The organism is Sphingosinithalassobacter tenebrarum (assembly GCF_011057975.1).
In the GTDB taxonomy this organism is placed as follows: domain Bacteria; phylum Pseudomonadota; class Alphaproteobacteria; order Sphingomonadales; family Sphingomonadaceae; genus Sphingomonas; species Sphingomonas tenebrarum.
In genome coordinates this window covers 2802043-2823184 of the sequence record NZ_CP049109.1, presented here as the reverse complement: position 1 = coordinate 2823184, position 21142 = coordinate 2802043, and the positions used below count along the sequence as shown (strand labels likewise).

At 63.8% G+C, this 21142-nt stretch carries 17 protein-coding genes; 9 read left to right on the top strand and 8 right to left on the bottom strand.

Going from position 1 to position 21142, the window contains the following annotated elements; translation table 11 throughout:
• Window positions 1-90: 90 nt before the first annotated feature.
• Window positions 91-1905, bottom strand: a complete 1815-nt coding sequence (locus G5C33_RS13970) for a hydantoinase B/oxoprolinase family protein (RefSeq protein WP_165327786.1) — start codon at window positions 1903-1905, stop codon at window positions 91-93.
• Window positions 1906-2008: 103 nt separating this feature from the next.
• Window positions 2009-2224 (bottom strand): hypothetical protein, encoded by a 216-nt coding sequence (locus tag G5C33_RS13965; protein WP_165327785.1) that lies wholly within the window; start codon window positions 2222-2224, stop codon window positions 2009-2011.
• Between the two features lie 252 nt (window positions 2225-2476).
• Here G5C33_RS13965 and G5C33_RS13960 point away from each other — a divergent pair, with 252 nt between their 5' ends.
• Window positions 2477-2791, top strand: a complete 315-nt coding sequence (locus tag G5C33_RS13960) for a Rieske (2Fe-2S) protein (RefSeq protein WP_165327784.1) — start codon at window positions 2477-2479, stop codon at window positions 2789-2791.
• A 13-nt stretch (window positions 2792-2804) separates the two neighbouring features.
• On the opposite strand, the gene G5C33_RS13955 is transcribed toward G5C33_RS13960, so the two are convergent.
• Both G5C33_RS13955 and G5C33_RS13950 read right to left on the bottom strand, forming a co-directional pair.
• On the bottom strand, window positions 2805-3788 hold the full coding sequence (locus G5C33_RS13955) for an AraC family transcriptional regulator (protein WP_165327783.1): 984 nt from the start codon (window positions 3786-3788) through the stop codon (window positions 2805-2807).
• Between the two features lie 215 nt (window positions 3789-4003).
• Window positions 4004-6403 carry a TonB-dependent receptor gene (locus G5C33_RS13950; protein ID WP_165327782.1) on the bottom strand — a complete coding sequence of 800 codons (2400 nt, stop codon included), beginning with the start codon at window positions 6401-6403 and terminating at the stop codon, window positions 4004-4006.
• Between the two features lie 349 nt (window positions 6404-6752).
• Here G5C33_RS13950 and G5C33_RS13945 point away from each other — a divergent pair, with 349 nt between their 5' ends.
• From G5C33_RS13945 to G5C33_RS13930, 4 genes are all read left to right on the top strand, one after another.
• Window positions 6753-7559: an SDR family NAD(P)-dependent oxidoreductase gene (locus tag G5C33_RS13945; RefSeq protein WP_165327781.1), complete on the top strand. Its 807-nt coding sequence runs from the start codon at window positions 6753-6755 to the stop codon at window positions 7557-7559.
• Window positions 7560-7576: 17 nt separating this feature from the next.
• Complete coding sequence (locus G5C33_RS13940; protein ID WP_165327780.1) at window positions 7577-8890, top strand: cytochrome P450; 1314 nt, start codon at window positions 7577-7579, stop codon at window positions 8888-8890.
• 13 nt (window positions 8891-8903) lie between these two features.
• Window positions 8904-9752: an SDR family NAD(P)-dependent oxidoreductase gene (locus tag G5C33_RS13935; RefSeq protein ID WP_165327779.1), complete on the top strand. Its 849-nt coding sequence runs from the start codon at window positions 8904-8906 to the stop codon at window positions 9750-9752.
• Between the two features lie 101 nt (window positions 9753-9853).
• Window positions 9854-10183, top strand: coding sequence for a 2Fe-2S iron-sulfur cluster-binding protein (locus G5C33_RS13930; protein WP_165327778.1), 330 nt, complete (start codon window positions 9854-9856; stop codon window positions 10181-10183).
• 57 nt (window positions 10184-10240) lie between these two features.
• On the opposite strand, the gene G5C33_RS13925 is transcribed toward G5C33_RS13930, so the two are convergent.
• Window positions 10241-10717, bottom strand: coding sequence for a VOC family protein (locus G5C33_RS13925; protein ID WP_165327777.1), 477 nt, complete (start codon window positions 10715-10717; stop codon window positions 10241-10243).
• A gap of 202 nt (window positions 10718-10919) precedes the next feature.
• On the opposite strand from G5C33_RS13925, the gene G5C33_RS13920 reads away from it, so the two are divergent.
• Together G5C33_RS13920 and G5C33_RS13915 are read left to right on the top strand one after the other, a co-directional pair.
• Window positions 10920-12221 carry a metal-dependent hydrolase family protein gene (locus G5C33_RS13920; protein ID WP_165327776.1) on the top strand — a complete coding sequence of 434 codons (1302 nt, stop codon included), beginning with the start codon at window positions 10920-10922 and terminating at the stop codon, window positions 12219-12221.
• Window positions 12218-13645, top strand: a complete 1428-nt coding sequence (locus G5C33_RS13915) for an aromatic ring-hydroxylating oxygenase subunit alpha (protein ID WP_165327775.1) — start codon at window positions 12218-12220, stop codon at window positions 13643-13645. The genes G5C33_RS13920 and G5C33_RS13915 overlap by 4 nt, the downstream gene beginning before the upstream one ends.
• A 96-nt stretch (window positions 13646-13741) precedes the next feature.
• Here G5C33_RS13915 and G5C33_RS13910 read toward each other — a convergent pair whose 3' ends face one another.
• The 3 genes from G5C33_RS13910 to G5C33_RS13900 all read right to left on the bottom strand — a co-directional run bounded on the left by G5C33_RS13910 (window position 13742) and on the right by G5C33_RS13900 (window position 16800).
• Entirely contained in the window at window positions 13742-14569 is an 828-nt protein-coding gene (locus G5C33_RS13910; RefSeq protein WP_165327774.1) for an enoyl-CoA hydratase/isomerase family protein, read from the bottom strand.
• 159 nt (window positions 14570-14728) lie between these two features.
• The gene (locus G5C33_RS13905; protein WP_165327773.1) at window positions 14729-15649 is read right to left on the bottom strand and encodes an acyl-CoA dehydrogenase family protein; all 921 of its coding nucleotides are present in this window, start codon (window positions 15647-15649) and stop codon (window positions 14729-14731) included.
• The gene (locus G5C33_RS13900) at window positions 15649-16800 is read right to left on the bottom strand and encodes an acyl-CoA dehydrogenase family protein (RefSeq protein WP_228275074.1); all 1152 of its coding nucleotides are present in this window, start codon (window positions 16798-16800) and stop codon (window positions 15649-15651) included. Before G5C33_RS13900 ends, G5C33_RS13905 begins: the two co-directional genes overlap by 1 nt.
• Window positions 16801-17049: 249 nt before the next feature.
• Here G5C33_RS13900 and G5C33_RS13895 point away from each other — a divergent pair, with 249 nt between their 5' ends.
• Window positions 17050-20517 carry an indolepyruvate ferredoxin oxidoreductase family protein gene (locus G5C33_RS13895; RefSeq protein WP_165327772.1) on the top strand — a complete coding sequence of 1156 codons (3468 nt, stop codon included), beginning with the start codon at window positions 17050-17052 and terminating at the stop codon, window positions 20515-20517.
• A gap of 11 nt (window positions 20518-20528) precedes the next feature.
• Window positions 20529-21053: a nuclear transport factor 2 family protein gene (locus G5C33_RS13890; RefSeq protein WP_165327771.1), complete on the top strand. Its 525-nt coding sequence runs from the start codon at window positions 20529-20531 to the stop codon at window positions 21051-21053.
• Window positions 21054-21142 lie beyond the last annotated feature (89 nt).

Below are 21142 nucleotides of genomic sequence, written 5' to 3'. Positions count from 1 at the left end.
CGCTGGTGCCGGCGGCCTGGTGGATGCTGAAACAAGTTCAGCATGACGAAGATTATTGAGGCTCGGCCGCGCCCTTTCTTGTCGTTCCGATTATTCCGCCGCGACCGGCAGCGCCATTTCCGCGCGCAGATTCTCGGTCGCTTCGACATCGACCGCGAGGTCGTAGTTTTCGAGGCTGCCGGTCAGCACGACGCCGTACTTCTCGCGGGCGCGTGCCACGCTGATATATTCGTCGAGCACATCCTCCTTCACCGCTTCGGGATCGCGTTCGATCGCCGGCGAGAAGCCCGCGCCGCCGCCATGCTGATAGGCGATGACGGCATCGGCGGGGAGCTGCGCGAGCGCGGTGAGTTCGATCTCGCGCTCATTCTCGCTGCCCAGTTCGAAGGTGTTGCCATAAGGGCTGGCATCGTCGCCGCCGCACATGCCGCGCAGCGGGTGGGCGGCCGAGACCATCCACGCCATCGCCGTGGTCGGTTCGAGCACCTGCTTGACGTTGAGGCTGCCCGGCATGCCGCGCCATTTGCCCGCGCCTTCGGTGTCCTGCGTCATTTCGCGGCTGATATTGATGATCGGGAAGCGGCTTTCGGCGTCCTCGGCTTCGGAAAGCAGGAGGTTGCCGAGCGCGTTGGGGCAGCTGCCCCAGCCGTCGATGCCCTTGACCGCGCTGGTGTCCATCGTCCGGCAATCGACGCCCTGGTCCATCCACATCTGGCCGTCCTTGAAGCCGATCACGGCGTTGGGCATGCCGATCTTGTAGACCTGCGGCGCCGAGCGTTCGGGCACGACCTGCGACAATGCGACGCACACCGCCTCGGTGATTTCGCATGCCGGGTGGAACGAGCCCAGTGCGGCGGGCTTGTTGGGCGGCGGGTGCGCGATGCAGCCTTCGGGAATGATCATCTCGACCGCGTCGAACATGCCTTCATTCTTGATGATCGTCGGATCGATGGCGGCGGCGAGCTGCGTCATGATGTAGCTGCGCGTATTGCCGAAAGTGTTCCACACGCCGACCAGTTCCTGCCGGTCGTCGGTGCCGGTCAAGTCGACGGTGAGTTGATCGCCCTTCACGGTGCAGCAGAGCTGGACCTTGATGTCCTTGGTCCCCTGCGTGTCATGGTCGATCCACACCGTCGCGGGATATTCGCCGTCGGGCCAGCTCGCCACTTCCTGGCGGAAACGCTCCTCGGTGTGGGCGATATTGTAGTTGATCGCCGCCTTGACCTTGTCGGTGCCCCATTTGCGGATGATCGCCTGAAGCAGCTTCACCGAATGCTGAACCGCCCCCATCATCGCGGCGAGATCGCCCGCGAAAGTAGGGAAGCGGTTGTTGCGCTCGACGAGGTTGATGACGTCGCGCCGCTTTTCGCCGCGATGCGCGAGCTTGATGCACGGAATGGCGAGGCCTTCGGTGAAGATGTCGGTCGCTTCGAGGGTAAAGCCGCCGGGGTCCTTGCCGCCGGTATCGCCCTGATGCGCCTGCAGCGCCTGGACGAGTACCAGCTCGCCGTCATCGTCATAGACCGGCGCATAGACGTTATAGTCGGGCAAATGGCCGCCGCCATGATCGGGATCGTTGCCGAGGAAGATGTCCCCCGGCCCCCAGTCATAGTCCTCGCGATGTTCGAGTCCGTAGCGGACAGTGAGCTGCGAGACGAAAGTGAGGTGCGGGGTGCCGATCGAGCAGGCGGCGAGGCGCCCATGCGCGTCGATGATCGCGGCGTTGCGCTCGTTCGACTGGTTGATGATCGGCGAGGATGCCGCGCGGCCGAGGAACGTAGCGGCCTCGAACGAAACGGTGTCGAATGCGCCGCGGATGATGGCGGCGGTGACGGGATCGATATTCGCCGAGGTTGGCAGGGGATCGCGCTTCGCGGCGAGTTTGCGGTTCAGTTCAAACGACATGAACGGTCCTTTCCAGCATCCTTTTTGGCGCCGATTTCCTGTTCCCGCGGCTTCGCGTTTCGCGCGCTGCCGGAGGGGCACCCGTTTCCTGCGATATACGCCGTCATTGTTCGGTCGGCCACGTATCGAGATGAATCATCGGATCACCGATGTTGTTCGGATCGGCGGGTGCGCCGGTGTCCTGTATCTCCACCAGCGTTCCGTCGCGGGTGCGGCTGTAGACCGACAGGCTCATGCCCAGATCGATCCGCGTCCCGCGTTTTGCCGGGCGGCCTTCGGTGTTCAACTGGTCCGCGACGATGCGGCGGTCGCGATTCATGCCCATCTCCCGTGGCGGCAAGCGCTGTCCACCCTTCGGCTAGGACGATGGGTGCATTGCAGCAAGCTGCCGAAAGGGCCGGTGCCATATCCGGCAAGTTACGCTGCATGGGGAGCACAGGGCGAGCAGCGGATCGCGCCCGGCCTATTTCATGCCACAGGCAAGCGGGACTGCGCATGGCGTCATATCGCCGGGGCGGCACCATGCTAGGAGCCGTGGCATAGCCTGAAAGCAAACGATACAGATACCGGCATGACAGAACCCGCCTATACCCGCGCGCTCCCGGCAAGCGAGCTTGAACCGAACAGCAAGAAGCCGGTTGAAATCAACGGCAAGTCGATCCTGCTGTGCCATACCAACGGCACGATTCACGCGGTATCGAACATCTGCTCGCATGCCGATGAAAAGCTGGAGTGCGGCCTGATGCGCCGCGGCTGGATTTCGTGCCCCGTGCATGGCGCGCGGTTCGACCTGGCGACGGGAAAGGCAATGAATCCGCCCGCGAAACAGCCGATCGCGGTCTATCCAGTTCGCGTGGTCGACGACTGGATCGAAGTCGAGGCCTGACGCGCGGCGTCCGTCAGTTGACGGTGTCGTCAATCTCGGCGGTGCCGCTGGCCGCTTCCAGCTCGCTGTTGCGGAACTCGCGCGGGGCGACGCCGTAGCGCATCTTGAACATGCGGCTGAAATGCGCGCTCGACTTGAAGCCGACCAGATAGGCGATCTCGCTGATCGAATGATGCTGCATCTTGGCGTCCTTCAGCCAGTCATGCGCGGTCGTCATCCGGCGTTCCCAGACAAGGTGCGAGAAGCTCAGGTCGCTCTTCTTGAGGACGTGGCAGAGATAGCGCAGCGAAATGCCGCAGCTGTCGGCCACCATCTTCGCGTTGAGATCGGGATTGGCGAAATGCTGGTTGATGTAGCGCGTGATGTCCGCCACGCGGCGATCGGCGATCGAGCAGCGGCGCGTGCCGTTGTCGCTCAGTCCGGCGATCGTCCGCCCGACATCGGCGAGCAGCGTATCGACCAGTTGTTCGGCAGTCGCCGGATCTACCTGGTCGTCCTGTTCGAACAGCAGCGAGAAGACGCGCTCGGCAAGGAACAGGTCGCCGGTAGAGGTGGGGAAGGGGCGGCCAAGCTCCACATTGTCGCCGAGCACGGCATAGAGTTTGTGGCTCGGCACGACGACATGCATCACTTCCATCACGCCGTCGGCATCGGGCGTCAGTTCCATGTACAGCGCCTTGTCCGATCGCGTCACGGCGCATTCGTCGGGATTGACGACATAGCGGCCGCCGGGTTGCGAAATGGTGATCTGGCCGCGCCGCAGGAACCAGAAGACCGTCAGATTGGTCTTGTCGTTGCGGATGTGCGACCAGCTTCGCCGGAAGGCGAGGCCGACCCGCGAGGTTTCCTTGTAGATTCCGTATTCGCCGGCGAGGCTCTTCTCGATGCGGATATCGACGTCGCGCGTCGACAGCAATTCGAGGTCGCCGTCATAATATTCGGTGTTGTTCTCGCCGCGAAACTCGAATCGGCGCGATTCATAGTTCGCGTTCGTCATATCGAAAGCCAGTACTGGCATCTTCGGGCTATCCTCTCAGACGCGCTCTTATCGGCGGCTTTTGCGACAATAGCATGAGGCATACACGAGGCACGAATTTGCACCTATCGCCACGGCGATGACTCATGCCGGGTGCTGCGGCCAGGCTGGCACCTTTCTTGAACGGAGCGGGCGCCAGGCGGCGGACAGTGCCGCGCCCGCCGCCCGCATTGCCGTCAGAAGCGATAGGAAAGTTCGAGGCCGTACATGCGCGGCTTGCCGACCACCGCGCCGTTATGGCCCAGCGCCACGGCAAGCTGCATGCCGCCGACGAAATATTCCTCGTCGAGCAGATTCTCGCCGAACACCGCGGCGGAGAAATTGCTTCCGCCGATCTGGTTCCAGCTCAGCCGGCCGTTGACCAGCGCATAGCCGGGCAGTTCGGTGCGCGGTGCGAGGCTGTTCGCGGCGTTCGAGAAATACTGGCTCGACTGCGCATAGACTTCGCCGCGCAGCGTGATTTCGCCCGAACCGCCGGTGGGGACGAACACTTCGGCCCAGCCGGTACCCGAGGCTTCCGGGGTGTCGCCGACCGGGCCATAGGCATAGTTGACGCCGAACAGAGTCACCTGATTGTCGGTGAACTCGGCATCGGTGAGCGCGAGCTGACCGCCGAGCCGCAGCCAGTCGGTCGGCATGAACGAGACTTCGGCCTCGATGCCCTGCACGCGTTCCTCGGGAACGTTGGTGGTGATGGCGATCGACGCCAGCGGACCCGCCGGACCGTCGGGATCCGGGAATTCGACGCGCTGCACGTCGTGGATCCACTGGATATAGCCGGCAAGGTTGAACGTCGCCGGGCGGCCGAACAGATAGCCCGAATATTTGACGCCGGCTTCGATGTCCTCGGTGGTTTCCGGTTCGAAGAAATTGGCGCCGGGGGTCAGATAGGGCGCCGCCGGATCGAGCGTGCCGTTATAGCCGCCCGAACGGAAGCTGCCGCGCGTCTTGGCATATACAAGCAGTTCGGGAGTCGCCTGATATTGCAGGCCGACTTCCCAACTGGGGTCCTGATAGAGGCGCGATTGTTCGGGCGGACCGAAATTGTCCGACCGGGACAGCTGGACGCCGTGCACCTTTTCCCAGGTGTAGCGAATGCCCGCCGTCAGGCTGAGCGCGTCGGTGAAGTCGTAGGTGCCCTGCGCATAGACTGCGTTGACGTCGTTCTTGGTGCGGAAATTGTTGGCCGCATAGGCGGGCAGGCCGAATGCGGGCAGGCCGAGATCGAAATAGGTCTGCGGATAGAGCGTGTTGACCCGCTGGCGCTGCATGTAGAAGCCGACGATCCATTCCAGCGCGCCGGTTTCGCCCAGCAGCTGAACCTCCTCGGTCCAGGAGCGCAGATCGTCGACATTGCCCGCTTCGCCGATCGCCGCATTGGCGGTGAGGATCGTGGCATAGGGGGCGCCGAGCTGCGGCTGGTTGCTGTCGGTATAGCTGTCGACCAGCCCGAAGACGTTACGCAGCGTCAGCCCCGATCCGAGATCGGCCTCGGTGATGTTGGTGACGATCCACTGCTCGCCGAAATGGTCCGCCCCGCCGGGGTGATTGGTCTTGTACGGGCCCAGGCGCCGCTGTTCGTTGACGTAATCGAGCAACCCCGGTGCATAGGCGTTGGGATGGGTCGCGAGATAGTTCGCCCACGCGCCCGCCCCGAGCTGGCTGTCGAGGCTCGGCCCGAACAGCAGCCCCGCGCCGCAGCTCAGCGCGAAGCCGTTATTGGTCTCGCCGCACTGATAGACGCTCCAGGTATAGGAGGCGCCGGTATTGGTGCCCTGGCTGTTGCTGTACTGGACCATCGTGGTGTTGCTGATGGTCTCGCTCGGCTTCAGCGTGACGCTCAGGCGCGCATTTTCGCGATTGATGTTGCCCAGCGTCTCGCCGGTATAGAGATTGTCGATATAGCCGTCGGCATAGGTCAGGTTGAACGCGCCGCGCACCAGCACCCTGCCGTCGGCCATCGGCACGTTGAGCGCGCCTTCGACTTCCGTACGGTCGTAATTGCCGTATTTGGCGCGCGCGAAGCCTTCGAGCCGGTCGGTCGGCTGCGCCGAGGTGAACAGCACCGCGCCGCCGGTGGCGTTGCGGCCGAACAGCGTGCCCTGCGGTCCCTTCAGCACCTGCACCGATTCGAGGTCGAAGAAGCTGGAGGCGCCGCTGACCGGCATCGGCACTTCGTTGAGATAGGTGACGACGGCGGAAGGCGAGCCGGAGAAGATGTCCGCGCTCTGCCCGCGCAGCGAATAGGTGAGCGAGTTGTTGCCCTGCGTCTGCCGGATGGTGAGGCCCGGCACGGTGCGCTGCAGATCGGCGTCAGTCGTCACCGCGCGCGCGACCAGATCGTCGGCGCCCAGCGCGGTGATCGCGATCGGAACGTTCGACAGGCTTTCGTCGCGGCGGCGCGCGGTGACGACGATCTCGGCAGCCTGCTGCGCGGCGGGTTCGCTGCTCTCGGTCTGGTCGGCGTCCTGGGCGGCGGCTTCGACCGGAAGCGTCGCGGCCAGGACAAGCGCGGACGAGCAAAGGGCGGCGCGCCGAAACGCGCCACGGTTCGCACTGGCGTTCTGGGTCTTCATTCTCTCTCCCCTGGCCGTCGGAATCGTTGCGTTCCGTTCGGGCCTTTTGTTCCGTTTATCGGCTCGGCGACCCTATGCCTGATGTCGCCCACGGCAATGACTGGGGCTGCAACGCGAACCGCCTGCGCAGGAGATGCGCGGCTTGCATCGTGGGAACGATAAGAAGCGGCAAGGGCTTGCCCGAACCCTTGCCGCTGGCTGAAATTCCTTTTGCTCGCAGTACGCCAGAAGCGCGCGCCCGCCCGTTTCCGATGGCACCGGGCGCGGCGAAGCGATTAGTGCAGGGGCCGAAAGAGCGATCCGCACCGGCGTCGATCGCCGACGATATGAAACAGGAGATGGACGAGGCATGGCAGCGACACAGAAATCGGATAAGCCGGTCGTACTGATTACCGGCGCGAGCGCGGGCATCGGCGATGCGATCGCGCGGCGCTTTGCCGCGGCCGGCTGGAACATCGTCGGGGTGGCGCGCCGCAAGGAACGGCTCGAGGCGTTGAAGGAATCGCTTGCCGGCACCGCCGAAGTGGCGATCTGCGTCGGCGACGTCACCGATCCGCAGGTGCCGGTGGCGGCAGTGAAGACTGCAATGGACAGTTTCGGGCGGCTCGACGCACTGGTCAACAATGCCGGATCGGGCAAATGGGGCTTTGCGCACGAAACCGATGACGCGACGCTCGACGAAGTGATCGACACCAGTTTCAAGGCGCCGTTCCGTTTCGCCCGCGAAGCCATCCCGGCAATGACCGATGGCGGCGCGATCGTGAATATCGGATCGACCTTCGGCCTCGTCGGCGGCGCGGGCGGCGGCGCCTATTGCGCGGTCAAGGCCGGGATGGTCGGCCTGACGCAGAGCCTTGCCGCCGATTACGGGCTGCAGGGCATCCGCACCAATCTGGTCGCGCCGGGCGTGATCCGCACCGACATGACCGACGCGGTGTGGGAAGCGGCGCCGTTCCGCAGGCTCAATCACGAAATGACGCCGATGAACCGCGAAGGCACCGTCAGCGACGTCGCCAACCTCGTCTATTTCCTCGCGTCGGACGAAGGCAGCTACATCAACGGCCAGTCGATCGCGCTCGACGGCGGCTGGACCACCACCAAGATGCTGAGCATGGAAGCGCTGATGTCCGAGCGCGTTCCGCAGGCGGCCGAATAAGGCGAAAGGACCAGATCATGGTTGCACCCACGACCGACACCAAGCCGGGCACCGGCTGCCCCGCCCATGCCGATCCCGAAACCCTGCTGTCGCAGGGATCGCTGATCGATCCCGATATTTCGGCGCACCCGGCCGATTATTATGCGGCGATGCGATCGGAGGATCCGGTGCATTTCGATCCCAAGCTGGGCATGTACCTGATCTCCCGCTGGGAGGATATTCAGCAGGTCCAGCGCGACCCGATCACCTTTTCGGTCGAGAAGGGCTACAAGGCGCAGTACGCCAAGGGCTTTTTCGAGGAATTCGAGCAGATTCTCGAGCGTGACGGCGGCGGCTATTTCCCCGACGCGATCATGTCCGATCCGCCCTATCACTCCCGCATCCGCAAACTGATGGACAGCGCCTTTTCGGCGCACCGGGTGAAGGCGCTCGAACCGGGCACGCACGAAATCGTCGCCGACATCATCGAAGGCTTTGCCGACAAGGGGCAGTGCGACGCGGTGAAGGATTTCGCGGTTCCGATTACCATCCGCGTCATCTGCGACCAGCTCGGCATCGCGCAGTACAACGCAGAGAAGATCAGCAAATGGTCCTATGCGGTGACGCAGCAGATCGGTCGGATGCAGAATCGCGAGCAGATGATCGAGAATGCCAAGGATATCTGCGAGCTGCAGAATTTCCTGATCGGCGAGGTCAAGGATCGCGAAGCCAATCCCAAGGAAGACATGATCTCCGACTTGGTCCATGCGGAGACCGACGACCCGGACAATCCGCGGCTTACCTTCAAGGAGGTCGTGTCGCTGGTCCGCGCGCTGATGATCGCGGGGAATGAGACTACCGCGACGGCGATGACCAACCTCATGTACATTCTGTCGACTCAGCCCAAGGTGCTGGAAACACTTCAGAATTCGGTCGATGACGACCGGCTGATGAATCGCTTCGTCGAGGAGCTGCTGCGCATCGAACCGCCGGTGCGGGGCCTTTCGCGGATGACAACCAAGGAAGTCGAAGTCGGCGGCGTGACCTTGCCCGAAGGGGCGCATCTGCTGCTGATGTACGCCTCTGCCAACGATCAGCCCGAAATGTTCGAATGCCCGCGCGAGTTCAACATGGATCGCCCGAATCTGGGCAAGCATGTCGCGTTCGGCGGCGGGCCGCATCGCTGCATCGGGCTGGCACTGGCGCGGATGGAAATCCGCGTCGCCGCGCGTGAGGTGGTCAAGCGGCTCGACAATCTCAAGCTCGGCATTGCCGTGGAGGACATCCGCTATCTGCCGACGGTCGCAACGCATTCGATCGAGCAGTTGCCGATCACCTTCACGCGCCGCTGAGCGGGAGAGTAGCTTGGTTCAGGATCTTGCCGGCAAGGTGGCGATCGTCACCGGCGGGGCGGGCGGTATCGGCCTGGCTTCGTGCGAAATGTTCGTGGCACAGGGCGCGAAAGTCGTCATCGCCGATGTCAGCGACGATGCCGGCAACGCGCTGGCCGACCGGCTGGGCGACGCCGCCGTCTATGCGCATGCCGATGTTTCGCAGGTGGACGATATCCAGGCGCTGGTCGACCTGGCGGTCGAGCGGTTCGGCGGGCTGGACATCATGTTCAACAATGCCGGAATTTCCGGTGCCCGCGTGCCGCACTTCCTCGACGATGACCTGAGCACCTTCCGCCAGGTGATCGACGTCAATCTGTTCGGCGTGATGGCGGGTTCGCAGCGCGCCGCACGGTATATGAAGGATCATGGCGGCGGCGTGATCCTGAACAATGCCTCGATCGCGGGGCTGATGGCGGGCGTCGCGCTGATGAGTTACCGCGCGTCCAAGGCGGCGGTGATCCACCTCACCAAGTCGCTCGCGATCGATCTGGCGCAATATGGCATCCGCGTGAACTGCCTTGTTCCCGGGCATATCCGCTCGCCGATCCACAAGATGTACGAGAGCGCCGTCGAACAGGAAACGGCCGAGCGCATCGAGCAGGTGATGAAGCCGGTCTGGGATTCGAACAAGCCGCTCAAGCGCGACGGCGTGCCGAAGGACGTCGCCGAGGCCGCGGTGTTCCTCGCCAGCGACCGGGCGGCGCAGATCACTGGCGCGACGCTTGCGATCGACGGCGGAATTTCGGCTGGCGATCCGGTCAATCATCTCGAGGAACTGCTCGCGGCGCAGGCGCGCGCGATGGCGGGCGAAACGGCCTGACGATACGGCGCAGGGGTTTGCGTCATGTCAAAACACTGGCCGGAACGGGGATTATTTGAACAATCGGGGCGGCGTGCGCCTCCGCTGGGGAGTGAATGCAAATGGGTTCGGTGACGGTTACGTTCGTCGAGGAAAACGGGACGGTGAAGACATTCGAGAATGTCGATACCGGTCAGTCGCTGATGGAAGTCGGCAGGACCAACGGCGTCGAGGGTATCCTCGCCGATTGCGGCGGCTGCTGCAGCTGCGCAACGTGCCATGTCTATGTCGATGAGGAATGGCGGGAGAAGGTCGGTACGCCCGACGATATCGAAACCGATATGCTCGACATGGCCGAGGAGCCGAAGGAGAACAGCCGCCTGTCGTGCCAGATCCAGCTCACCGAGGAGCTTGATGGCCTGACGGTGCATGTCGCGCCGACCGGCTTCTGATCGCTATGTCGTGCGCCCCCGGCCCCTTCTCGGGGGGGCAGGGGCGCCGGGCGGTTTTCAGTCCGCCAGTTCGGGCAGCTTGTCGAGGCGGAACTCGCAGTTGTCCGCGGTCTGCTGCAGCTCCACGACATTGCCCTCGGGGTCGCGGCCATAGACCGATTTGACATGGCCCATGTCCATCGGTGCGGGCGCGCCGAAGGTCATGCCGAGCCCTTTCAGTCGTTCATATTCGCCTTCGATGTCCGAACCCACGTCGATGCAGAAATGCGTATAGCCCTTGTCGAACGGGTCGCGCGGGCGCGTTTCGCCCTGCGGCGCGGCGAACTGGAACATTTCCACATAGCAGCTTCCCGCGCGCATCATGCATCCGCGCGCCGCCGATCCCTTCACGTCGATCAGCGTGTCGAGGACTTCGGTATCCTTCCATTCGAATTCCTCGCCGACCAGCTCGAATCCGAATGCTTCCTCATAGAATTTGCGCATACGGTCGAGGTCGCGGCAGTGGATTGCGACGTGGTGGATGCCTCGGATCATGATTGCCTCTCTCATCGGTTGGACGCGACCCTGACGGGCCGTTTCCCGCCAAAAATGGCCGAGCGGGGACGGAGTGACAATGGCCGCGAGGGCGCTAGCAGCCGCAGACAAATGGGGGTGCGTGCCCCGTCATTCGGTTGCCGCATGCCGAAAAGCTATCCTGACGGAAACCGATTGCGATCCGTTTTTGGAGAGGCACGCAATGAGCAACATATTGATAACCGGCGCCCGCATCTTTGACGGCAGCGGCGCCGACGCGTTTGCGGGCGACCTGCTCGTCGAGGGAAACAGCATCAAGACGGTCTCGAACCGGCCCGGATCGCTGCCCACCGAAGGCTGCACCGTGATCGACGGCAGCGGCATGTTCCTGATGCCCGGTATGACCGAGGGGCACACGCATCTTTCGTTCGAAAATGTGTGCGCCACCGAAGATCTGATGAAGCCGACTCCCGAGACGCAGGCGTTCACTGCCGCGCGCGGCGCCAAGGCGCTGATCGATGCGGGTTTCACCAGCGCATACGGCGCGTCCGAGGCGAAGCTGCAGCTCGCCATCGCGGTGCGCGAGGAAGTCAATGCCGGTCGCCTGCCCGGGCCGCGCATCCGTGCGGGCGGGCTAGAGATCAGCGTCACCGGCGCGATGGGAGACGAGGCGAAGGATCACGATCCGCGCATCGGCCCGTCGACGATCATCGACGGGGTCGAGGAAATGCGCAAGGCGGTGCGGCTGCACTGCCGCGCGGGCGTCGACAACATCAAACTCGATGTGTCGGGCGACCCCTTTTATCCGAGTACGCCGGGCCACACGACGCCGATGACCTATGACGAGGTCAAGACGGCGGCCGATACCGCGCATGATTACGGCCGCAAGATCAACGCGCATACGCGCTCGATCGAAGGGTCGAAATATTGTGTTCGCGCGGGCGTCGATGGCCTCTTCCACTGCGAATATTCCGACGAGGAGCTGCTCGATCTGATGGAGGAGGCGAAGGATCGCATCTTCGTCGTGCCGACCGTCGGGCTGTTCCACCAGATCCTCAAGGGCGAGGCTTCGGCGCACGGGCTTACCCCCGAAGTCGGCGGCTATATGAACATTCCCGACCTGATGGAAAACTCGATCAAGACGCATACCGAGTTGCGCAAGCGCGGCGTTCGCCACCTGATCGGCGGCGACTACGGCTTCGGCTGGTCGAAACAGGGCGAGCAGGCGCGCGACCTGCAGTTCTTCATGCAATATTACGGCTATTCCGCCGCCGACGCGCTGGTCTGCGCGACGCGCAACGGCGGGCTGGCGATGCACAGCCAGGGCGATCTCGGCATGCTTGCCGAGGGGCAGCTTGCCGACATGGTGCTGGTGAACGGCGATCCGCTCGCCGACATCAGCGTGCTCACCGAACATGACCGTCTCGTCCTGATCATGAAGGCCGGCGCGATCCACAAGAATAGCATGAACATGGCGAGGCAGGGCGCCTCCGCCGCCACGAACCAGCTGGAGACTGTAGCATGAATTTGGAGACGGGGAGCCTGAAGCCCGGCGAGGCACGCCATCCGGCCGAAAGCACGCAGGAAATCATCGCAGCCGACAAGAACGCAGCGCCCGCCTGGGCCGCGTCCGAATCCTACGAATATCTGGGCAGCGAGGACGTCACCAAGGACCGCTATGTCGATCCCGAATTCGCCAAGGGCGAGTTCGCCAAGCTGTGGCCGCGCACCTGGCAGATGGTGTGCCGCGAGGATCGCGTGCCCGAGGCCGGCGACTATTATGTCTATGACCTGGGGCAATACAGCTTCATCATCGTCCGCGACGAGGACGGCGACATCAAGGCGCATTATAATTCGTGCCTGCATCGCGGCACCAAGCTCAAGCCCTCGGCGAGCGAAGGCTATGCGATGGACCTGAAATGCCCGTTCCACGGCTGGACGTGGAATCTCGACGGGTCGATCAAGGAAATCCCCGAGAAGTGGGATTTCGCGCACACCGAAGGCCGCAAGATGTGCCTGCCGCAGGCGCGCGTCGAGCGGCTGGCGGGCTTTGTCTGGGTGAACATGGACCCCGATGCGCCGAGCCTGGAGGAATATATCGGCCCCAAGGCGATGGAGCATCTGCGCGCGTGGAAGCTTGAGAACCGCTATGTCTATCTGCACGTGCAGAAAAGCTATCCGGCGAACTGGAAGCTGACGATGGAAGCCTTCATGGAAGCCTATCATGTCGGCGACACGCATCCGCAGGTGGCGCCCGCCAACGGCGACGTCAATTCGCAATACGACGTCTATGGCGATCATGTCGATCGCTTCATCTCGACGCTCGGCGTCGTCTCGCCGAAGCTTCGCGACCAGTATAGCGAAGCCGACATCATCGCGAACTTCACGCTGGGCGACAGCTCGTCGCTGGGCGGGACCAAGCCCGAGCTCAAGGAAGGCGAACGCGCGCGGCAGGTGATGGCCGACATGTTCCGCAACATGTTCGAAACCGCGACCAACACCGATCTCAGCCATGTGTCGGACACCGAGCTGCTCGATACCTACAGCTATACCTTCTTCCCCAATCTGTTCCTGTTCCCGGGGATTTCGCTGCCGATGATCTATCGCTTCCGCCCGGACGCGAAGGACCATCGCCGGACGATCTACGAAGTGATGTTCATGCGGCCCAAGCCCAAGGACGGATCGACGCCCGAACCGGCCGATATCCAGATCCTCGAGGATGAACAGTCCTTCGCGGAAGCCGAGGGGATGGATCCGGGCTTCGGCAAAATCCTCGATCAGGATACCGACAATCTCTATGCCCAGCAGGAAGGGCTGGAGGCGTCGGCCAAGGACGGCATCACGCTGGCCGATTATCAGGAAATCCGCGTCCGCCATTTCGAGAAGACAGTGGACAAATATATGGCGATGGAACCGTTCAAGCCGAACATCGATCGGCTGCAGGGCTGATTGCCGCCGGCTTTTTTGCCGGCATGCCAGACGAAAAAAAAGGGGACGGAGATCTGATTTCTCCGCCCCCTTTTCGTCGGTTCGGTTACGGCTTGCTCAGCGCCCGCGGAACTTGCCCTTACGCCGCTCGGCGAAGGCGGCCATCGCTTCCTGATGGTCCTGCGTCTGCATCGAATAAACCTCGTAGGCGAGTGACGCCTCGAACCCCGATTGCGTCATGTTCTTGAGCGCGACGTTCATCGCCATTTTGGTGTAATTGACTGCGTGTGGCGGCAAATCGCGTAGCTTTTCGGCAAGTGCCTGGACATGCGCGTCGAGCTCCTCGTCGGGGACGACGCGGTTGATCAGACCGATCCGTTCGGCCTCTTCGGCGGGGATCGGGTCGCCGGTCAGCACATATTCCTTGGCGCGGTGGAACCCGACCGCGATCGGCCAGAGCAGCACCGAACCGTCGCCCGCGACGAGGCCGGCCTTCACATGCGGATCGCAGAATTTGGCGCCCGGCGCGGCGAAGACCATGTCGCTCGCCAGCGCCATGTTGACCCCCGCGCCGAAAGCCGGGCCGCGCACCTTGGCGATCACCGGCTTTTCGCAATCGAGTATCCCCATGACATGACGGCGGGCCATGCGGCTGGTGATCGCGACCGGCGTGACTTCGGCTTCGTCGTCATCGGCGTCCTTGAGCACTGACAGGTCGGCGCCCGAGCAGAAGCTGTCGCCTTCGCCGGTGAGGATCACCACCGACACTTCGGCATCGTCGGCGATTTCCTGCCACAGGCGGGAGAGTTCGACGCTCATCCCCGGTGTCAGCGCGTTGCGGCGGCCGGGGTTGGAAAGCGTGACCGTCATGATGCGGTCGGCGAGTGACAGCTTGATCTCTTCGAAGATCGAATAATCGACCTTGCGTTCGGGTTCGAATGCCATGTTTCGGTCTCTCCCAACTGAAGGCGAATTCCTCCCCCGGAGGGGGGGGGGACCGCGAAGCGGTGGAGGGGTATTGGCCGCAGACGCAGCGTTTGTGGCTTACCCCTCCACCAGCCTGCGGCTGGTCCCCCTCCCCTTGCAGGGGAGGAATTTACCAGATCATGCCGCCCACATTTCCTTCGCCGCCACGTCAGCCTGCGCGGTGCGGCCGCCGAGGTCCGAGAGCAGCGATTTGATGCGATAGGTCCACAGATGCAGCGGGTGTTCGAGCGTGATGCCCATGCCGCCGAGGAACTGGTGGAGATCATAAACGATCTTCGATCCCGAATCCTGCGCGTAATGCGCCGCCAGCGCGGTTTCGCCGGCATCGCCGCTGTACGCGGCCTTGAGCGCCATCCAGCGCGCGCCCATCGCGCGGACGCTCGCTTCAGCGAGGCGGTGGCGGACCGCCTGGAACACGCCGATCGGGCGGCCGAACTGCTTGCGCTCGCTGACATAAAGGACCGTCGAATCGACCGCTGCCTGCAGCAGCCCGGCGATCTCGGTGGCGGTGGCGAGGCGCCAGCGGGTGCGGACCTCGTCGGCCGAGACGTCATGCGTCGTGAGACGGCTTTCGAAATCGGCCGAAGCCAGCTTGGCGACCGGATAGGCGTAAAGCGATTCCGCGACCGCCACGACATCGGCCTCGGTTGCCGTGAAACTCGCCACCTTGTCGGGAAACACCACAACAACCGTCGCGCCGGGCTTCAGGAACCGTACCGGGCGAGTCAGCTGATCGGACTCGACCATGCAGATCGGCGCGGGCAGTTCGCCCAGCAGCGGGCGGACCAGCGCCGACATCGCGCTTTCGGTCGCATAGGGCAGCCGCGCGAGCTTTTCGACCACCAGCGCCGCGCTGATCGCGCCGAGATCGGGGTCGAAGGCGATATCGAGAAACCCGCCCTGCACCAGCTCGGCATCGAGCTCGGGGCTGGTCAGCACGAAGTCGCGGCAATCAGTGGGCGGCGACACATAGGGGCGGGTGAGCACATCGACCGCGTCGAGGATCGTCAGTTGATCGTCGGAAAGCGCAAGTTCCATCAGCGGGGTCCCCTCGGCAGCTTGAGTACGTCGCTGGCGACAATGTTGAGCTGGATTTCTGCGGCGCCCGACGCGATGCCCGCGACGATGCCGCGCTGGTGATGCGCCTTGAGCAGCGGATCGCCGCCGTCGACGATCGTTTCGGGCAGAAATTCGACGACGAATTCGGCCGCGGCGCGTTCGCACATCACCGTGGCGACGCGCGCCGAGCTGGCTTCGGTGCCCACCGCAATGCCGCGCGCGCGCTGATCGACCAGGCCATATGCGTCGAGCCGGGCGGCTTCGCACAGCGCCGCCGTTTCTGCCGCGCGGGCGCGGACCAGCGCGTTGTCGAACTGGCCGCGCTCTTTCAGTATCTCGACCGCGCGATCGACTGCCTTGCGCGCGAGCATGTAGCGCGGGATGCCGAGCCGTTCGTTGTTGAGCGAGAAGGCGGCGATTTCCCATGCCTGGCCTTCCTCGGCCAGACGCGCGCTGGCGGGGACGACGACATCATCGAAGAAGACTTCGTGAATGTCGCCTTCGCCGATCAGGCTGGGGATCGAGCGGACGTCGATGCCCGGCGTGTCCATCGGCACGAGGAACACCGAAATGCCCGTCTTGCGATCAGGGCTGGTGCGCGCGAGCAGGAAGCAGGTTTCGGCGAGCCCGGCATAGCTGGTCCAGATCTTCTGGCCTTCGATCCGGTAGTTGTCGCCGTCGCGCACCGCGCGGGTGCGCAGCGAGGCAAGGTCCGAACCCGCATCGGGCTCCGAAAAGCCCTGGCACCAGATCGCGTCACCGCGCGCGATCGGCGGCAGATAGCGTTCGCGCTGCTCGGCGCTCGCGTAGCGCATCAGCGTCGGGCCGATCCAGTTGACGTTCATGTACTGCGCGCCGCGCGGCTCGCCGGCGGCCCACATTTCCTCGGCGAGGATCGTCTGGCACCAGGCGTCGCGCCCGGCACCGCCCCATTCGGTTGACCAGTGCGGGATCAACAGGCCGGCTTCGGCGAGCTTGCCGCAGAATTTGCGCGAGAAATGCGTCTGTTCGTGCGAACCGGGGCCGTGATGCGCCTGATCCCACCAGTCGTCGGGCAGGTTTTCGGCAAGGAAATCGCGGATTTCCTGACGGAAGGCGCGATGTTCGTCGGACCATTCAAAATTCATCATGCGCTCCAGCGGGCGATGGGGCGGGCAGGGCGGCAGCGGGGATGGGCATCGCGCGAATCGTCATGCGCATGCACCCATAAATGTCTGAACAGGCATGGCCGGGCATCCACTCTTTCTTGTTCTGCAGCACCTGCCCCATATGGCAGAGACGCAGTCAGCTAATCTACGGTAGATATCCTACTGGCAAGTAGGTTCGCTGTCGACATCGCCCTGACGTATGGGCGCCCAGGTTATGGAGATCCGTCCCCTGTGACGAAAACCGTCGTAACGCTCGCCGACCGCTATGAGCAGCGCGAAGGTCAGATTTTCCTCTCGTCGATGCAGGCGATGGTGCGCCTGCCGGTCGACCGTGCGCGAATCGATCGTGCGGCGGGCCTGAGGACCGGCGGCTATGTCACCGGCTATCGCGGATCACCGATCACGACGCTCGACGCGCAGCTCTGGGGCGCGAAGAAACTGCTCGCCGAACATGACGTCCATTTCGAGCCGGGACTGAACGAGGAGCTCGCGGCGACCAGCCTTCGGGGCACGCAGCAGATCGAATGGTTCGGCAGCTCGCCTTACGACGGCGTCTTCGCCATGTGGTATGCCAAGGGGCTCGGCGTCGATCGCGCGGGCGAAGCGCTCAAGATCGCCAATTTCGAAGGCACCCATGCCCGGGGCGGGGTGCTGGTGCAGGCGGGCGACGATCCCGCCGCCAAGAGTTCGGCGACGGCGCATCAGTCCGAGCATCAGCTGATCGCGGCGTTCCTGCCGATCCTCGCGCCGGCGACCACCGACGAAATCCTCCGCTTCGGCCAGCTGGCCTGGGAGATGTCGCGTTTCTCGGGCCTGTACGTGTCGATGAAAACGATTACCGACGCGCTTGATCTCACATCGTCGGTGATCCTGCCGGACTATCGGGTGGTGCATCCCGAACTTTCGGGCGCGAACCTCAATATCCGCCGGGGGCTGACCGCCAATCAGCAGGAATCGCTGGTGGTGAACGACCGGCTGCCCGCAGCCGTCGCTTTCGCGCGCGCCAATGCCCTCAACAGCGTCGATATCGCCGGCGGCGAGCATCCGGGGCTGACGATCCTGACGGCGGGCAAGACATGGCTCGACGTGCGGCAGACGCTGCGCGACCTCGGCCTCGACGATGCGCGCTGCGCCGAAATCGGGCTGCGCGTGGTCAAGCTGGGCATGACCTGGCCGGTCGATCGCGATTTCCTGCGCGAGGCATGTGCGGGCAGTCGCGAAATACTCGTGGTCGAGGAAAAGCGGCCGGTGATCGAGGATCAGCTCGCCGGCGCGCTCTATGCGATGGCGAGCGATCGGCCGGCGATCACCGGCAAGCGCGACGACAGGGATCGCGTGCTGCTGCCTTCGGACGGGGTGCTGGACGGAACGATGATCCGCCGCGCGCTCACGCAGCGGCTCGAGGCGCATGCCATGCTCGATGATGCCATGCGTCAGCGCGTGGCGACGCTGGAGGCGATCGAGGGGCGCGCCGTGTCGCCGGTGGTGGCGCTGCGCGGCGCCTTCTTCTGCTCGGGTTGCCCGCATAATACGTCGACGCGCGTGCCCGACGGGAGTGCGGCGCTCGGTGCGACCGGCTGCCACGGGCTTGCCGTCACCATGCCCGATCGCAACACCATGACCTTTGTCGGCATGGGCGCGGAAGGAACGCCGTGGATCGGCGCGCAGCATTTCACCGATACCAAGCACATGTTCGCCAATATGGGCGACGGAACATACACCCATTCGGGGCTGCTAGCGATCCGTGCGGCGCTGTCGGCCAAGGCCAATGTCACCTTCAAGCTGCTCTATAACGACGCGGTGGCGATGACCGGCGGCCAGCCGCTCGAGGGCGGGATCACCGTGCCGCAGATCGTAAAAGAGCTGCGCGCCGAGGGCGTCGATCCGGTGGTGCTGGTAAGCGACGAGCCGGAGAAATTCGCCGGCGAAAATCTCGGCGTGCGCGTGGCGCATCGCGACTATCTGGAGGATATTCAGGAGGAGCTGCGCGAGGGCAAGGGCGTTTCGGCGATCGTCTATGAACAAACCTGCGCCAACGAAAAGCGGCGACGGCGCAAGCGCGGGACGTACCCCGATCCCGATCTGCGGCTCTTCATCAATCAGGACGTGTGCGAAGGCTGCGGCGATTGCTCGGTGCAGTCCAATTGCGTCAGCGTTACGCCGATCGAGACCGAGTTCGGCCGCAAGCGGGCGATCGACCAGTCGACCTGCAACAAGGATTACAGCTGCGTCAAAGGCTTCTGCCCCAGCTTCGTGAGCGTGCGCGGCGGCAAGCTGGCGAAAAAGGCGCTCGACATGGGCGCGCTAAAGCCGTGGAGCGACAAGCTGCCCGAACCGGCGGTGGTCGATATTTCCGACAGCTATTCGATGCTGGTGACAGGCATCGGCGGGACCGGCGTGCTCACCGTCGGCGCGATCCTGGGCATGGCGGCGCATATGGAAGGCAAGGCAGCCAAGATACTCGACATGACCGGCATGGCGCAGAAGGGCGGCGGCGTGCAGAGCCATGTCCGCTTTTCCGACAACGCCGCGAACATCCCGGCGATGCGGCTCGGCACCGGGCAGACCGACCTGCTGATCGCATGCGACCTGATTGTCGCCTCCGGGCCCGATGTCGCGAAGACGATCCGTCCCGAAACGCGCGTGATCGCCAACGAGGACGTGATCCCGACCGGCGAGTTCCAGTCGAAACAGGATCTGGAATTCGGCGCTGGACGCTTTCTGCCCTCGCTCGAAAAGCGCGTGAATGACGGCAATATCGCGCTGCTGCGCGCCAATGAGCTGGCGGGCAAGCTGATGGGCGACACCATCTTCACCAATCTGATGATCGTCGGTTTCGCTGCGCAAAAGGGGCTGATGCCGGTGACGCTGGAGTCGATTGCCGAGGCGGTGCGGCTGAACGGCACGGCGGTCGACGCCAATCTGAAAGCGCTGACACTCGGCCGGATCGCGGCGGAATTTCCCGAGGAACTGTTGGCGTTCGCTGGCTTAGGCGAGGCAGGGTCGCCGTTCCCCAAAACGCTCGAAGCGCTGATCGCAAGCCGTCGCGAACGGCTGACGGCGTGGCAGGATGCGGCATGGGCCGACCGCTATGAGCAATTCGTCCGCGATATTGCCGGTCGCATCGACGCGCGCGTTTCGAACCCCGAGCCTTTCCTGATGGCAGTCGCCAATCAACTCGCGCGGCTGATGGCCTATAAGGATGAATATGAAGTCGCGCGCATGTATGCCGATCCGGCGTTCGAGCGGCGGCTGCGCGAGCAGTTCGACGGCGACTACAAGATCGGCGTGAACCTGGGTTCGCCGCTGATTTCGTGGAAGAAGGACCCCAAGACCGGGCGCCCCAAGAAGGTCGAGCTGCCCGGCTGGCTCGTCCTGCCGATGTTCCGCATGATGGCGAAGATGAAGGGGCTGCGCGGCGGGCCGTTCGACCTGTTCGGCTTGCAGGGCGAACGGAAAATGGAACGCGCGCTGATCGGTGAATATCGCGCGCTGATCGAGAAGCTCGCCGAACGTATCGACGACGCGAATAGTGACGTCGCTGAGGAGATTGCCGCGAGTGCGGCGCTGATTCGCGGCTATGGTCCGGTCAAGGAAGCGGGCGTGGCACGGTTTCGCGCCGAACTCCCGGCCCTGTTCGAGGCACTCGACAGGGCCAGGCGGAGCGAAGCCGCGAAAAGACCAGCGCTCGCCGGCTGAAGGAGAGGGTAATGGCCGATGAAGCCAAGGTCGCCGAACTGATCGCCAAGGAGGAAATCCGCGAGCTGGTATGCCTCTATTCGCGTGGTGTGGATCGCAAGGACGGGGCGCTGCTGCGCAGCCTCTACACCGCCGACGGGGTGGACAATCACGACGTCACCTATCGCGGCGGGGCGGAGGGCTATGTCGATTTCCTCGAAGGCGCGTTTCCGTACATGCGCTATTCGGGGCACCATATCTGCAATCACCTGATCGCAGTCGATGGCGATCGGGCGGAAGGCGAAGTCTATGCGCTCGCCTATCATGTGATCCCGGACGGGAAGGGCGGCAGCGCCGAGGATTTCATGTGCGTGCGCTATATCGACCAGTATCGGCGCGAGGACGGGCGCTGGTTGTTCGCGCAGCGCGACGTGAAATATGACTATCGCTCGGTCCGGCCGATCGCGACGCCGGAGGGCGAAGTGCCCAAGCCCGAGGACGATGTCAGCGTGACCGAACTGGCAATGCGCCTTTTCGCGCGCGGCGCGCGGGCGTAATTCCTCCCCCGGAGGGGGAGGGGGACCGCCGAAGGCGGTGGAGGGGTACTCGCCGCCACCGAAACCGCCCGTGGCTTACCCCTCCACCA